Annotated in this window: 9 protein-coding genes and 1 tRNA gene; 2 read left to right on the top strand and 8 right to left on the bottom strand. The window is 65.3% G+C overall.

Going from position 1 to position 13249, the window contains the following annotated elements:
- Positions 1-147 precede the first annotated feature (147 nt).
- A complete protein-coding gene (locus BMW54_RS18430) occupies positions 148-648 on the bottom strand; it encodes a hypothetical protein (protein WP_139206030.1) in 501 nt (166 codons plus the stop codon).
- A complete protein-coding gene (locus BMW54_RS03710) occupies positions 645-1643 on the bottom strand; it encodes a hypothetical protein (protein WP_139206029.1) in 999 nt (332 codons plus the stop codon). Before BMW54_RS03710 ends, BMW54_RS18430 begins: the two co-directional genes overlap by 4 nt.
- A 545-nt stretch (positions 1644-2188) precedes the next feature.
- Here BMW54_RS03710 and BMW54_RS18425 point away from each other — a divergent pair.
- Both BMW54_RS18425 and mauJ read left to right on the top strand, forming a co-directional pair.
- Positions 2189-3715, top strand: coding sequence for a site-specific integrase (locus BMW54_RS18425; protein ID WP_139206028.1), 1527 nt, complete (start codon positions 2189-2191; stop codon positions 3713-3715).
- A 54-nt stretch (positions 3716-3769) separates the two neighbouring features.
- The gene (mauJ, locus tag BMW54_RS03690) at positions 3770-5074 is read left to right on the top strand and encodes a methylamine utilization protein MauJ (protein ID WP_090053074.1); all 1305 of its coding nucleotides are present in this window, start codon (positions 3770-3772) and stop codon (positions 5072-5074) included.
- A gap of 247 nt (positions 5075-5321) precedes the next feature.
- On the opposite strand, the gene BMW54_RS03685 is transcribed toward mauJ, so the two are convergent.
- From BMW54_RS03685 to BMW54_RS03660, 6 genes are all read right to left on the bottom strand, one after another.
- A tRNA-Ser gene (locus BMW54_RS03685) sits at positions 5322-5411 on the bottom strand.
- 99 nt (positions 5412-5510) lie between these two features.
- The gene (gene serS, locus BMW54_RS03680) at positions 5511-6791 is read right to left on the bottom strand and encodes a serine--tRNA ligase (RefSeq protein WP_090053072.1); all 1281 of its coding nucleotides are present in this window, start codon (positions 6789-6791) and stop codon (positions 5511-5513) included.
- A 242-nt stretch (positions 6792-7033) separates the two neighbouring features.
- Positions 7034-7606 (bottom strand): hypothetical protein, encoded by a 573-nt coding sequence (locus BMW54_RS03675; protein ID WP_090053071.1) that lies wholly within the window; start codon positions 7604-7606, stop codon positions 7034-7036.
- A 157-nt stretch (positions 7607-7763) separates the two neighbouring features.
- A complete protein-coding gene (locus BMW54_RS03670) occupies positions 7764-9092 on the bottom strand; it encodes a replication-associated recombination protein A (RefSeq protein ID WP_175472750.1) in 1329 nt (442 codons plus the stop codon).
- Between the two features lie 64 nt (positions 9093-9156).
- A complete protein-coding gene (locus BMW54_RS03665; protein WP_090053068.1) occupies positions 9157-10509 on the bottom strand; it encodes a DUF3999 family protein in 1353 nt (450 codons plus the stop codon).
- Positions 10499-13177, bottom strand: a complete 2679-nt coding sequence (locus BMW54_RS03660; protein ID WP_090053066.1) for a DUF2339 domain-containing protein — start codon at positions 13175-13177, stop codon at positions 10499-10501. Before BMW54_RS03660 ends, BMW54_RS03665 begins: the two co-directional genes overlap by 11 nt.
- Positions 13178-13249: the final 72 nt, after the last annotated feature.

Raw genomic sequence — 13249 nt, 5'->3', positions numbered from 1 at the left:
TCGCGTAATCCTGGATGGTTCTCGGACCACGTCTGTCCCAGTGCTGGCAACGAACAATTCTGGGAACGACAAACCGCTGCCGCTACTTCGGACAGGTATGGATGCTAGGCGAATGCCAAGGGCACCGCTCAACCGGGCCACATGCGCCTAACGACGTTTGCTCTCGCCCTCGCTTTTTTGCGCAGGTTTTCGGGCATCTCGAACAGCTTGATCGAGGCGCCGAAGGTATTCTTCCGATAGGTTATGCGGCAGCGAAAACGACAATAAAAAAGCAAAGACGGCAACACCTAAGGTAATGCCGTTTAGCCAGCTTCGGTGCTCATCGCTTAACTGAATTTTCAACGAATCCGCAAACGCCAAAAAGCAAGCTGAAAGATAGAGCGAAAACAACATCCGGTGACGCGACAAGCGTCGCCGAATTGTCTTGGCGTTGTAGTGTTTGGCTCGCCAACTGCTCCCTCTAAGCCCTCGGTCGTCGGCCGTAAGCGCGATGACTGCGACCAAGAAGCCGGCTAAGACTGAGAAGAACGACAAGATGTTAGAGAGTGCGTCGGAGTTCTCATTGAGCCAACTGGCTCCAAAGACACCACTGAGCACGGACACACCAAGAGCGCCCGCGCCAAGTGCGAGGCGGCCCCAGGCAATCATTCGTCGAGCGTCCCTTGCCCATGGAGGGTCTCACGGTACGAGCGCAGAATCGCCCATACCTCTGTATCCAACAGAGAGTTTTCGCTGTTACGTCGGTTGATTCCAAAGTTTTCGCTCACCGACGCCTCCGAAACCGACACGCGGTTCTTTCTGTTGGTAATTAAGACAGGGGAGATATCTTCGTCCTCTGCCGGCTCACCGTCTGAGACTAAGCTTTGGCCCAACGCCTCAACGGCCGCGCGCGAACTGTCGGGACCGCGAAGCCCACCTTTCACGCTAATCAGAAGCTTCACCTGGACATCGGCCAAGTGTTCGTTGAGGTCCTCGCTCTCGTCCTGATCAATGAGCGCCCGGGCACTGTCAAGAATTCCGTCGAGGGCTTCGCGGAACGGATTCAGCAAAGCGATGCCTTTGGTTGGCTGGTCCAGCGTAGCTGCATAAAGACTGCTGTTCAGCTCGATCGCTTTGATTCCCTCGTCCGCTAGCATTTTCACCTTGTTGTGCCGAGCCACCGGGCGTATCTCGAACGCCGCAGCATCCGGGATCCCGGGCAGGAGGTGCCCGAACAAATCGCGAAGGTAGCTCTCCACCGGCCCAAGCCGTAAGTGATCGCCCACGCAGAGGACGTTATTTCCTTCAATAAGCAAGAAGAAATCACCACCTTTGAAGGCCATTGCATCCGGGGGAAGCGCCGAGTCCTCTGCGTTCTGGTTCGGCTTGAGCGCAAGCGGGACGATGGTGGCGTTTTCGCCAGGCGCGAGGGCGACCACTTTCACTTCTATGGTGGTGCCGTTGACCGAGAGCTGATTTATGCGCAGCTGACCGTGGTTGGGCGAATCGCGGGTGGTGGCATTTAGATTGGGCGCACCGTTCACCACCGGCAGCGCTGCAACAGCCTGCTGAAGCAGTGCCTGAAGATTGATGCCAGCCGCCGCTGCCCCAGCGAAGTCCGCGCGCAATAGATAGACGCGCTTTTGTGCCTTACGTGTTGCCATCCCTAGTCCCCTATTGAAGTCGTGACATTCTATTTGTGATGAATGTCACAGAGAGGGCTATGTCCTCCACTGACCTTGAGAAGATGGTGCATTTTCGGCAAGTCCTCTGAAGGCCTACTAAATCGATATGCAAATATGGCAGATGGGTCCTTCCGCCTGTTCATCCGGGACAGGATCCCACAAGCTAGACGTCGACCGAAATCCCCTGCCAACTCAATCGGTTCTGCGCTCTCTAAAGAACATGTGCTAAGACTCTGCAATTTCGCCTTGACTACTAAGGGTTAAAGTCCGAAATAAGAGATACCAGCGAGAGAGCGCATGACGAAGCTCCGGTTGAAAGACAGCTCCACGCTATCCGAAATCTTCCGTTCGTCAATCAGTTGAGGCTATTTCGGCTAGCTATCTGTTGTGTCGAAGCTGGTAAAGCCCTTCTTGCGATGCCCGCGAGATGTTGCTTCCGAAACTGTGTTGAATGTTCCCTTCGGGGAGTCGACAGGTCGCTGCCCCGCAGTAGCACGACGCTCCCTCATGTTGTTGGAGCATCCATGTTCACCGATTGCGGCGAGCCATCCTCAGAGGACGCACATGGCACCCTCTATGATGTGGTCGCTACCTCGACCGGCGTCGGGCTATCGGCATGCTCGGAACGCGGCCATGCCCTTGTCGTCAACCTCATGCAACACTTGGGGCTGTCCGCCGACGCCCGATTGCCTGCCGTCATCCCCGCGGTCCTGCCTACGCCAAACCTCGTGAAGAGTACAACGGTGGAAGCGCGTGACGCGCTCTCGTCATCCCTGCCGAACGCCGATTCATCCGCAACCGGTCCATTGATGGTGACACCTTCAGCACCGTCGGAGGTACATCTGGGCTTGAGCGAACTCATTGAGCGGCACATCAAAAACTTGAATCGAGGCGGGGTCAAGGAGCGATTGGCCGTGCGCGAGCGTCGCCACATTCTCGACCTGCTGATGCAGGCCACCGGCGACAAGCCGGTGGGCGACATCACTGAAGACGACGCGGAGGATCTTGCCGACTTGTTGATCGGATGGCCGGCGTATCGGCGCCACCAAACTGACTTGGCCCACATGTCGGTGCGCAGCATCGTCGCCCGGGCAAAAGAACAGGAGCTTCCTACTATTCAAAAGAGCACGCAGTCCAAGCATATCAAGGCGATCAACGCTTTCTTCGGATGGGTGCGTCCATGCCGAATTGATTCAGCCCCACAACCCGCTGAAAACGCTGCATTGCTTCCGCCAGAAGGGATTGCCGGTGCCGGTCTGGGCGAGCATCCATGTCAGGCGGCGACGTCCCTTAGCGTCGAAATGGCTGGAGGTATGCAGGGCGAGGTCGATGCGGGCGGAATAACCCATCTGATTCTGCGTTCACGCGTTCGCGCTCCAACGAAATCGGCCAGCTCAAACGGCCACATGTCCGGATCGAGCAGATGCCCGACCGCGACGGTGTCGTCCACGACGTTCTTTACATGCAGCTCGGACGCGGCAAGAAGCGAAAAGGCAAAAATGACGTGCGCGTTGTTCCGATTCCAAAACGGGTGCTCGCCCTCGAGTTCGAGAGGTATCTTCTGGGCCTCGATGCCGTCGGCGAGAAGGACCTGTTTCCGGGCCTTCGGACGAGCGAGGGGGCAGCCAGGCGGCACGATTGAGAGCTGGGTGAACGGGAAGCTCAGGACCGACTGGGTCATCCTGGACAAGGACGTCACGTTTCACTGCTTCCGGCACACGATCTCCAACCTGATGAGGAATGCGCGTACTCCGCTCGCGATCCGCCGTGCCCTCATGGCACACAGCAGGAAGCCTCGCCCCGGAAGCGTGCCGAGCGGCAACAGCGTAGCCGAGGAACACTATGAGGACGTCGTTACACCGCTCGACATTCTCCTGGAGCTTGACCGCCTCCCCTTCCCCGAGCTCGACGTCGCGCTTTATGAGAGACCAAGGTCTGATGACTACCTCATGCAAGAGGGGGTGCGTCGGCGATCGAACGAACTCCTCGTGGCGGCAGGGAAAGCACACAAACCCAAGCGGGGGCCGTTGCCGAAGGCAAAATCCGTATGACTTGAGCGTTGCCGGCGCGCTGGTACGGTGCGTCCAACACAGGAGGACAGCACCATGCCAAAGCCGTATCTGCGGGATCTCAGGGGTGAAGCCGAGCAGCTCCAGAGGGAAGTCGGCGATTGGGTCATTGCCGGCGTCGAGACCACGGTCCCCTGGCCGACCACCGCGCAGGTTGTGCCGTATGACGGCTTTGATTTCATCCTCAGGCCTGGCACGCCCCAGCTTTCGCCCACCGTTTGCCTCAATGCCCGCAAACACGGCCTGACGACGTCGCAGGCACATGATGCTGTGTCTCGTCTGGGAAGTGCCATGGCATGGAGTGGCGACTGGCAGTTCGAGGTGGTGATGTGGATGTCTGGCAGTCACCCATTCGGGGTCGGACGCATGCAGATGGGCATCGTGCAGGATTTCTTCGACATCGAGGAACTGGCCAGCATCCCGGATGACGATGCGGCCACGGCCCTCGCCTTCTTTCGCGAAGGGGTGTCCTCGCGTAGTCCTTTTTATGGATTTCTGAACCTCTATAAGGCCATTGCCTTCATTCATCGGGATGGCCGCGCTCGGGGGCGCTGGGTCGATGAAGCCCTGCCTGTGCTTACTGAACGTGATGCCATCGACCGACTTGATGAGCTCAGGGCGGGCAATATCGACCCGTCATCCTACCTGGTTGAACAGGGACGGCATGCCATCGCGCACGCTGAAAGGGATGTCTTCGTCAATCCCGATAAGATGGGTGACCACCAACGCATCACCCGCGACCTGCCTGTCATTCGGGCCCTTGCCCGCATGGCCATCGAGGAGAAGTTCGGCATCCACCACCGGTTGTCGAGAAAGGCAGTGCGGTCTTCCCCCATCGCAGGCTTCCGGGCGCTGCTCGGACAGGAGGTCATCGACCAGACCCTTGACGGGATCGACCTGTCGGGTCACACCATTTCCCTTCCGAATCAATTGACCGTCCTTGTTCGCAGGGGAGCCGACGTCCATGCGTTTGAAGACCTCACCATCCGGGGCCTCAAGCAGCTCAGAGGTAGCATCGGACTGTGGATGCAGAATGCCGAAGGGACGTTGCAGGCCACACTTGTGATCAACCTCGAAAACGACTCCCTTGAGATGGCGCCCGACGGCATCGAGTGTCTGATGAACGCAAACAGCCGGTCGAGTGTCGACCAGGCGCTCAAGGCACACCAATTTTCCTGGACACACCTCCGCAACGGCAGAGTGGAGCTGTGGAGCCCGGACGATACCCTGCTGGGCAAGACGGCCCCCTATATGCCGGTCAATGCCATGGCCAATCCAGAGTGGCATACAAGGTCGGTCGCTGAGCTAACCGCCATGCGCGATGCGGCTCCTGACCCCTGAGCATTTCCGCAACCCTGACCGTTTGCCTGGGACTTGCCTCCAAAAGGTTGCATGGTAGGAAGGACGCCATCGTCCAGGATGTGACCATGCAGACCCACCAGTTGACGGAAACGCCAGATGCCGGTGGCCGAACGGTGGAGATAATGGGGAAGTCGCATCGGGGTCTCGTGTGACCCGATTTTGTGACCCGGTGACGTTGTCCCCGGCCAGCGCTCAAACCCTCGGAGGAACTGGATTTTCAGGCTACTGGCGGAGAGAGTGGGATTCGAACCCACGGTAGGCTTACACCTACGGCAGTTTTCAAGACTGCTGCCTTAAACCACTCGGCCATCTCTCCGTTTTGTTCCTCACCGCCACGCGTTGCACGTGGCGGCTTCCTGCGTCGACACGCCGGGCGCTGGGCGGCCGGCGCGCCGATTGTACCCTGCCCTTTCCCTCAGGCGATGGCTTCGATGCCGGCCATGTAGGGGCGGAGCACTTCGGGGACCTCGATCGAGCCGTCCTTCTGCTGGTAGTTCTCCATCACGGCGACCAGCGTGCGGCCGACGGCCAGGCCGGAGCCGTTGAGGGTGTGGACCAGTTCCGGCTTGTTCGTGGCCGGGTTGCGCCACCGCGCCTGCATGCGGCGTGCCTGGAAGTCGGTGCAGTTGGAGCAGCTGCTGATCTCGCGGTAGGTGTTCTGGCTGGGCAGCCAGACTTCGAGGTCGTAGGTCTTGGCGGCGGCGAAGCCCATGTCGCCGGTGCACAGCTGCACCTTGCGGTACGGGAGCTTCAGGGCCTGGAGGACGGCTTCGGCGTGGCCCACCAGTTCCTCGAGCTGCTGCATGCTCGTTTCCGGCGCGACGATCTGCACCATTTCGACCTTCTCGAACTGGTGCTGGCGGATCATGCCGCGCGTGTCGCGGCCGTAGCTGCCGGCTTCGGCGCGGAAGCACATGGTGTGCGCGGCGAGGCGCATGGGCAGCGCGTCGGCTTCGGTGATGCTCTCGCGGACGAGGTTGGTCAGCGTGACTTCGGCCGTCGGGATCAGGTAGCGCTTCGTTTCGCCGACTTCGGTGGCGAAGAGGTCTTCCTCGAACTTCGGCAGCTGGCTCGTGCCTTCCATCGCCGCGCTGTTCACGATCAGCGGGACGTTGTGTTCGAGGTAGCCGTGCTTGGTCGTGTGCAGGTCGAGCATGAACTGCGCGAGCGCGCGGTGCAGGTGCGCAAGCTGGCCGCGGAGCACGGTAAAGCGCGCGCCGCTGAGCTTCGCGCCGGCGTCGGCGTCGAGCCAGCCGTGACGGGCGCCGAGGTCGACGTGGTCCTTCACTTCGAAGTCGAACGGACGCGCGTGGCCCCAGCGGAGGATTTCGACGTTGTCGTTTTCGTCCTTGCCGATGGGCACGGAGGCGTCGGGCAGGTTCGGGATGCCGAGGGCGATCTCGTTGATCTTCGCCTGGACGGCGGCGAGCGCGTCTTCGTTGGCTTTGAGCTTTTCGCCCAGGCCGGCCACTTCCGCCATCAGGGGGGCGACGTCTTCGCCCTTGGCCTTGGCCTGGCCGATGGCCTTGGAACGCGTGTTGCGGAGGTTCTGCAGCTCCTGCGTCTCCGTGGAGAGCGACTTGCGCTCGGATTCGAGGCGCTCGACCGTGGCTACGTCGAGGTCGAAGTTCCGGGCGGCGCGGAGGCGTTCTGCCGTTTCGGCGAGGCGGCCGCGCAGGAGGGCGGGATCCAGCATGTTTGCGTTCCGAGGGCGGGTGGATTCGGGATTATCGCAAAGTTTGGGGGCTGGACGGTGGGGGCCTTGGGATGTGGTTGCTCGTTCGGGCGTGGTCGCCGTGGGTACCGGCGTGCGCCGGTACGACGGTGAGGGGGTTTATGGTGTTGTGGCAACGTGCCGGGGCTCGGGAGGAAGCGCGTCGTGTCGCCTGGGCGTGGTCGCCGTGGGTACCGGCGTGCGCCGGTACGACGGTGAGGGCCTCAGGGGGTCCGGTGGCGGCCTAGCCACCAGCCCATGACGGCGCCGGCGACGAGCCAGCCGAAGGCCTGTTCGACGAGGCTGCCGAGGGTGAACGCGCCGGGGAAGCGGTACCAGTTCCAGTACGGCACGCTGAGCGAGAGCCAGCTGAAGATGCCGAAGCCCAGGCCGATGAGCAGGCCCCGGGCGGCGCCGGTGCCTGCGCGGATCATGATCAGCGCGACGATCAGCGCGGCGAGGGTCTCGGAAAGCCACTGGTGGAACAGGTTGTACGGCATCGACGCCATGGGGTCCTTGCCATAGGGCGTGTAGACGATGAAGGCGTACGGGTTGGCCTTGGCCTTGGCGGAGAACGTGGCGATGGACTTTTCGTCGCCCTGCGTGGCGGGGTCGTAGTGCGGGAGCACGTAGATGCCGTGTTCGCCCGGGAGGCCGTCGTGGAGTGCGGCCAGCACCTTGTCTTCGTCGAGCGGTGCGCGCATGGACATCTCGCCCAGCGGCAGCACCATGTGCGCGAATGCGCCCCAGAGGAACATCACGATGCCGCCCAGCAGCGTTGCGATGGCGATGCGCATGGCCGTGCTCCCGCGGGTTGGATGGGCCGAGGGTACGTCCGGTGTGGCGTCGGGGGGTATCGGACTTTTGGCAGGGGTGCGAGCGTTGGCGAGATTGCCCGCTGGCGCGGGATCGCCGATGCGATCGGCTCCCACCCTTCGGTAGGTTGGCGCGCCTTCAGCGCTTCTTGCGGGCTTCGGTTCGTGCGGCGCGGAGGGCGTTGAGTTTTTCGCCGAGCTTGAGTTCGAGGCCGCGGTCGACGGGCTCGTAGAACGTCATGCCTTCGAGCTCGTCGGGCAGGCATTGCTGGTCGAGGGCGATGCCGCCTTCGGCGTCGTGGTCGTACTGGTAATCCTTGCCGTAGCCGAGGCCTTTCATCAGCTTCGTCGGCGCGTTGCGCAGGTGCATCGGCACGTCGAGCGTGCCCATCTGCTTCACCGTGGCCTTCGCCTTGTTGTACGCCATGTACGCCGCGTTGCTCTTCGGTGCGATGGCGAGCCAGATGGCGAGCTGCGCGAGGCCGAGTTCGCCTTCGGGGCTGCCGAGGCGCTCGTAGGTGTCCCATGCGTCCAGCGCCATGCGCCACGCGCGTGGCTCGGCGAGACCCACGTCTTCCACCGCCATGCGCGTCATGCGGCGCGCGAGGTACAGCGGGTCGCAGCCGCCGTCGAGCATGCGCGTCAGCCAGTACACGGCCGCGTCGGGATCGGACGAGCGCACGGATTTGTGCAGCGCCGAGATCTGGTCGTAGAACTGCTCGCCGCTCTTGTCGAAGCGGCGCGTGCGGTCGGCGAGCACCTGTTCCAGCGTGGTGTCGTCGATGCGGCCGTCTTCCGCGAGCTCCGCGGCGATTTCCAGCAGCGTGAGCGCGCGGCGCACGTCGCCGTCGGCCGCGCTGGCGATGAGCCGCAGCGAGCCTTCGTCGACATGCAGTCCGAGATCGCCCAGGCCGCGTTCGGTATCGGCGAGCGCGCGGTGCAGCGCGGCGACGATGTCGTCGACACCGACGGCGTCGAGCACGTGCACCCGGCAGCGCGAGAGCAACGCGGAGTTGAGCTCGAACGACGGGTTCTCGGTGGTGGCGCCGACGAAGATGATCACGCCGCGTTCGATGTGCGGCAGGAAGGCGTCCTGCTGCGCCTTGTTGAAGCGGTGCACCTCGTCCACGAACAGCACGGTGCGGCGCCCCTGCGCGAAGTTGCCTTCCGCTTCGGCCAGCGCCTTGCGCACGTCGGGCAGTCCGCTCATCACCGCGGAAATCGCGCGGAAGTCGGCGTCGGCGTAGCGCGCCACCAGCAGGGCCAGCGTGGTCTTGCCGCAGCCCGGCGGGCCCCAGAGGATCATCGAATGCACCCTGCCCGCCTCCAGCGCACGGCGCAGCGGCTTGCCCTCGCCCACCACGCGCTGCTGGCCCACGATCTCGTCGAGGGCGCGCGGCCGCATGCGCTCGGCGAGCGGCTTCAGGGCTTCGGGTTCGGCGAACAGGCCGGGGGACTGGAAGGACATGGGGCTCATGACGTGCGGTGAACGCGCATTATCGCGCGTTCGCCGTGCATGGCGCCTCAACGGCTCATTCGCCGCCGTTCTTCGGCTTCCGCAGGAGGCTGGCGGCCATGGCGGCGACCACCGCCGCGCCGAGCAGCAGCACCACCCACAGGAGCGGGCGCGTCCAGTCGAACGGCGCGTCGGCGGGGTCGACGGCCTTCTTGCCCGCCAGCTCCTGCGCCTTGCCCGTCGTGGCTTCCGCCGGACGCCATGCGGGGCCGCCTTCCTTGCGCAACGCCGCGACGGCCTCGTCGATCGGCCAGGCCGGGCGACGCTCCGAGCGGCTGCCGACGAAAAGGCGATACGGCCCGTCGCCCTCGGGCAGGAAGACGATGCGATCGGATCGCCAGCCCACCAGCAGGCGCGGCGGCTCGCGCAGCGGCGTCACCGAATGCAGGCGGATGAGATCGCGGCGCATCGGGGTCAGTTCCAGCGGGTGAACGTCGCCGTTCGGCGCACCCGGGGTCACCACCAGCGTGCCGAGCTGCTCGCCGCGCATCGTGTCCTGCACGGCGATGGCGTCGAGGCGCGCGACGTTGTCGCCCCGCCCCAGCTTCACGCGCAGCGCGCCGACGGGAACCGCGGCAGGTAGCCGGTAGTCGTAGTCGACGCCCTGATCCTTGGTCGCGGTGTCGGTCGGGCCGAGGTCGAGCCATCGGCGCGGGGATTCGTCCTTCGCCGAGGCATCGGTCACCGTGCCGGACAGCGTCACGCTGCCGGGGTGGCCGTCGGCCCAGGGCGCGTCGCCCGAGGTCACGCGCACGCGGTAATAGCGTGCCGTGTCGCCGGCGAGCTTCACGACGCGCGCGTCGACCGCGCCATCGCCGCTGCCGAGCGAGACGACCGACGCGCCACGCACGAGTGGTATCCAGTCCTGCAGGTTGGTGCTGGCGTCGATGTCGATCCGCAGGTTCGCGTCGCGCCCCAGCGGCGCGAACTCGATGCGCTCGGGTCGCAGCGGCTGGCGCGCGTCGACGAGCCATTCGGAGGGCTTTCCGCTCGTGGCCGCGGCGCCGGGCTCGATCAGGATGTCGCCCGTGGTGCTGCGCTGGATGCGCGGGCCCACGGCACCGTTCGCGCTCGGCGGCACGGTGAGCATCGGCGCGTCCACCGTCAGCGGGTGCGACGTCGGGGCGGCGGCGTGGTAGATGCCCGCCGCCACCTGGCGCCCTTTCGCATCCACCACGACGACGTCGGTGAGGCCCGCATCGCGCACGGCCCAGGCGTAGACGTCTTCGGGCATGGACACGACGTACGCCTTCGCGCCGGGCGCAGCGGCCAGCGGGTAACTTACCGCGAATCGCGGCGGGGCGTCGGCGTGCGCCAGGGTGGCGAGCAGGCCTGCGAGGGGGAGGACACGACGCCAGTCACGCTGCATGCGACGACTCCGGAGGAGGAACCGAACCCTGCCGTGGCGGCGCGGGCGCGAGATAACCGATCACGGTGCAAAGCAGACCGTACGCGATGAACGACGCGATGCCGAACAGGTTGCCGAGGTGCCCGCGATCGACGATCAGAAGCTTCAGCAGCACCAGCGCCATGGTCACCGCGCCTGCCAGCCAGAGCATGCGCTGCCCTCGCTTCGAGCCCAGCACCCAGGCCACCACGCCGATGACGCTCCACACCACCGTGAGCGACAGCTCGGCGAGGCTGCTGCGATGCATGTCGCCGTCCCACGGCACGCCGCCCAGGTGGTGCACGGCACGCAGCGTCATGCTGGTGGCGATCACGAAGAACAGGGCCGCGAGCACCGCGGGCCGCAGTCGCCGCACCTCGGAGGGGATGGCGTCGTCGGAGATGGCACGCGCCACGAAGAGCAGCACGGCGACCAGCAGCAGGTCGACCGGGTTGAGCACGGGCACTAACGGCAGCGGTCGTGGATCGCCCGCGGCGCCGAGCGCGCCGATGCCGATCGCGATCATGCCCAGCGTCGTGCACGCCCCCACGGCAAGACGGATCTCGCGGGCATGCGCGTGCAGCGGCATCGCCAGCCAGCGCGCGCCCCACAGTACGAGCGTCGCGAGCAGCAGCGTCGGCATGGAGACGGCGGCCAATCGCCAGCCCTGCCCCAGCGACTGGCCGTCGAGCGCGATGGCGATCGCGACGGTGAAGACGGCGAGCCAGCGCACCCACCAGATCGTGGACGTGGCGACCGCGGCGATCGGGTGTTTCGCTTCACCGGCCAGCGCGAACCAGCCGGATGCACCCATCACCGCCACCGCGACGAGCGGCCACCCGGCGAGCCACTGCGTGCCGGCGTTGGCGGCATCGAGGATCACGGCCATGCTCACGAGCAGGAACAGCGGCACGCCGAAGGCGAGCGTGGTGCCCAGGTCGAGCTTGCGCGCACGCGGGCACGCGATGGCCAGCAAGGCGGCGGTGACGGACGACAACGCGAGCCAGCTCGCCGCCTGCGGCGCGCCGTTGACCACGAAGCGATCGATCTGGTCGGCGAAACCGACGAGCCACCACAGGGTGGCCCAGACCAGCAGGCCGATGCGCGCGAGCGCGGAGACGCCACGCGAGGTGCCATGGCGATCAAACTGCCACATGCCCACGACGGCCCCGATCACGAGCAGCAGGCTGCCAATGAAAGCTGCATTGAAGAACGGCACGTCGTCCACGCCGTGGCGGAACAGCGCGGCGATCACCCACGCCGCGCCCGCCGCGAACTGCAGGAACACGCCGGCCCAGCGCGGCAGGCGCCGGCCCTGGCGGAAGCCGAGCCAGATCAGGCCCGCGCCTTCCAGCGCGAACACGCTCGCCGTCACGCTGGCGCTGAGCGCGAGCGGCACGGCGATCGTCGCGAACGCGACCGCGAGCACGGCCCACGTCTCGCGCAGCAGCGTCATGTCGTCGCGACGACGGATGGCGAAGGCGATCGCGACGTAGATCGCCGCGGCCGCCAGCGCGGAGATCGCCAGGGGCATGGGCCGCCAGTCGAGCAGCGCGCCCTGCAGCAGCAGGCTGGCGATCGGATTGCCGAACATCAGGCAGCCATCGAGGATCGCCCGCTCGCGCCGCGGCGAACGCAGCACGTGCAGCCAGGGCACGGCGAGGTAGAGCAGGAAATGCAGCACGAGGAACGGCTCGGTGCTGGCGAACAGCCCGGGCCGATAGCTGAGCACGCCCCACAGCGTGCCCACGCCGAACGTGCCGACGAAACCCAGCACGTTGAGCACGCGCCACGCGCGTTTCCAGGCGATGCCGAGGATGCCCAGGTTGAGCACCGCGTAGTACGAGAACAGCGCGACGTGGTTGCCCTGCCCGGTCGACGCGATGATCGGCGCGGCGAAACCGGCGACGAGGCCGAGCACCGCGAGCGCGAGCGCATCCTGCAGCACCGCGAGCACGCCGAGGGCACCGACGAAGACGATCAGCAGCGCGAACGCCCATCCGGCCGGAAGCAGCCCGTACATGCGGTATGCGGCGAAGACGGTCATCACCAGCACGCCGATGGCGCCGCCCTGCAGCGACAGGGCGAACGCGCGCCGCCGGTCGCGTTGCAGCCAGCCGAACACGACACCCGCGATGGCGGCGAGCGCGACGATGCACAGGCGCACCGACACGGGCACGCGCAGCAGGCCGGTGTCGGCGGCGTATTCGAGGAACGCGGCGACGCCGGCGAAGAGCACGAGCATGCCGACCTTCACCGGCACGTTGCCTTCGGTGAACCAGCGTTTGATGGCGGTGGCGAGGCGCTCGGCAAGGGTCGGGCCGCTGGGTGGCTCGACCGCGGCGTGGACGGCTGCCGCCGGCCTGACCGCAGTCGCGGGTGGCGCGGGTGGCGCGACCGGGGGGACCGGGGATACGGGCTCCGGCGCGCGCCGGGGCGACGGTATCGGGGGCGGTGTCGTATCCGCGGCTTCCGCTCGCTTGCCGCCGGCCAGGTCGTCGATCAGCCGCCGCGCGTCGTCGAGATCGCGACGCAGCTGGGCGGTGCGCGCCCAGAGGAATCCGATGGCGAATCCGGCAACGGCGCCGGCGACGCCCTCACCCACAAAGGCGCCGATGATCGCACCCACGATGGCCCACACCACATACATGCCCTTGCTCCCCCGCCGACCACGTCCGTTGTCTTCAGGTGGAGTCTGGCATGAAAGCGGGACGTTGCGGAT

Origin of the sequence: Luteibacter sp. 329MFSha (assembly GCF_900111665.1) — a bacterium.
Taxonomy (GTDB): domain Bacteria; phylum Pseudomonadota; class Gammaproteobacteria; order Xanthomonadales; family Rhodanobacteraceae; genus Luteibacter.
Note: the sequence above shows the minus strand (reverse complement) of the source record. Positions and strands in the feature narration are given on the sequence as shown.

Bases quoted from the DNA above. Each gene is read 5' to 3' on its own strand.
- BMW54_RS18430 (WP_139206030.1), bottom strand. From the start codon at position 648: ATGATTGCCTGGGGCCGCCTCGCACTTGGCGCGGGCGCTCTTGGTGTG.
- BMW54_RS03710 (WP_139206029.1), bottom strand. From the start codon at position 1,643: ATGGCAACACGTAAGGCACAAAAGCGCGTCTATCTATTGCGCGCGGAC.
- BMW54_RS18425 (WP_139206028.1), top strand. From the start codon at position 2,189: ATGTTCACCGATTGCGGCGAGCCATCCTCAGAGGACGCACATGGCACC.
- mauJ (WP_090053074.1), top strand. From the start codon at position 3,770: ATGCCAAAGCCGTATCTGCGGGATCTCAGGGGTGAAGCCGAGCAGCTC.
- serS (WP_090053072.1), bottom strand. From the start codon at position 6,791: ATGCTGGATCCCGCCCTCCTGCGCGGCCGCCTCGCCGAAACGGCAGAA.
- BMW54_RS03675 (WP_090053071.1), bottom strand. From the start codon at position 7,606: ATGCGCATCGCCATCGCAACGCTGCTGGGCGGCATCGTGATGTTCCTC.
- BMW54_RS03670 (WP_175472750.1), bottom strand. From the start codon at position 9,092: ATGTCCTTCCAGTCCCCCGGCCTGTTCGCCGAACCCGAAGCCCTGAAG.
- BMW54_RS03665 (WP_090053068.1), bottom strand. From the start codon at position 10,509: ATGCAGCGTGACTGGCGTCGTGTCCTCCCCCTCGCAGGCCTGCTCGCC.
- BMW54_RS03660 (WP_090053066.1), bottom strand. From the start codon at position 13,177: ATGTATGTGGTGTGGGCCATCGTGGGTGCGATCATCGGCGCCTTTGTG.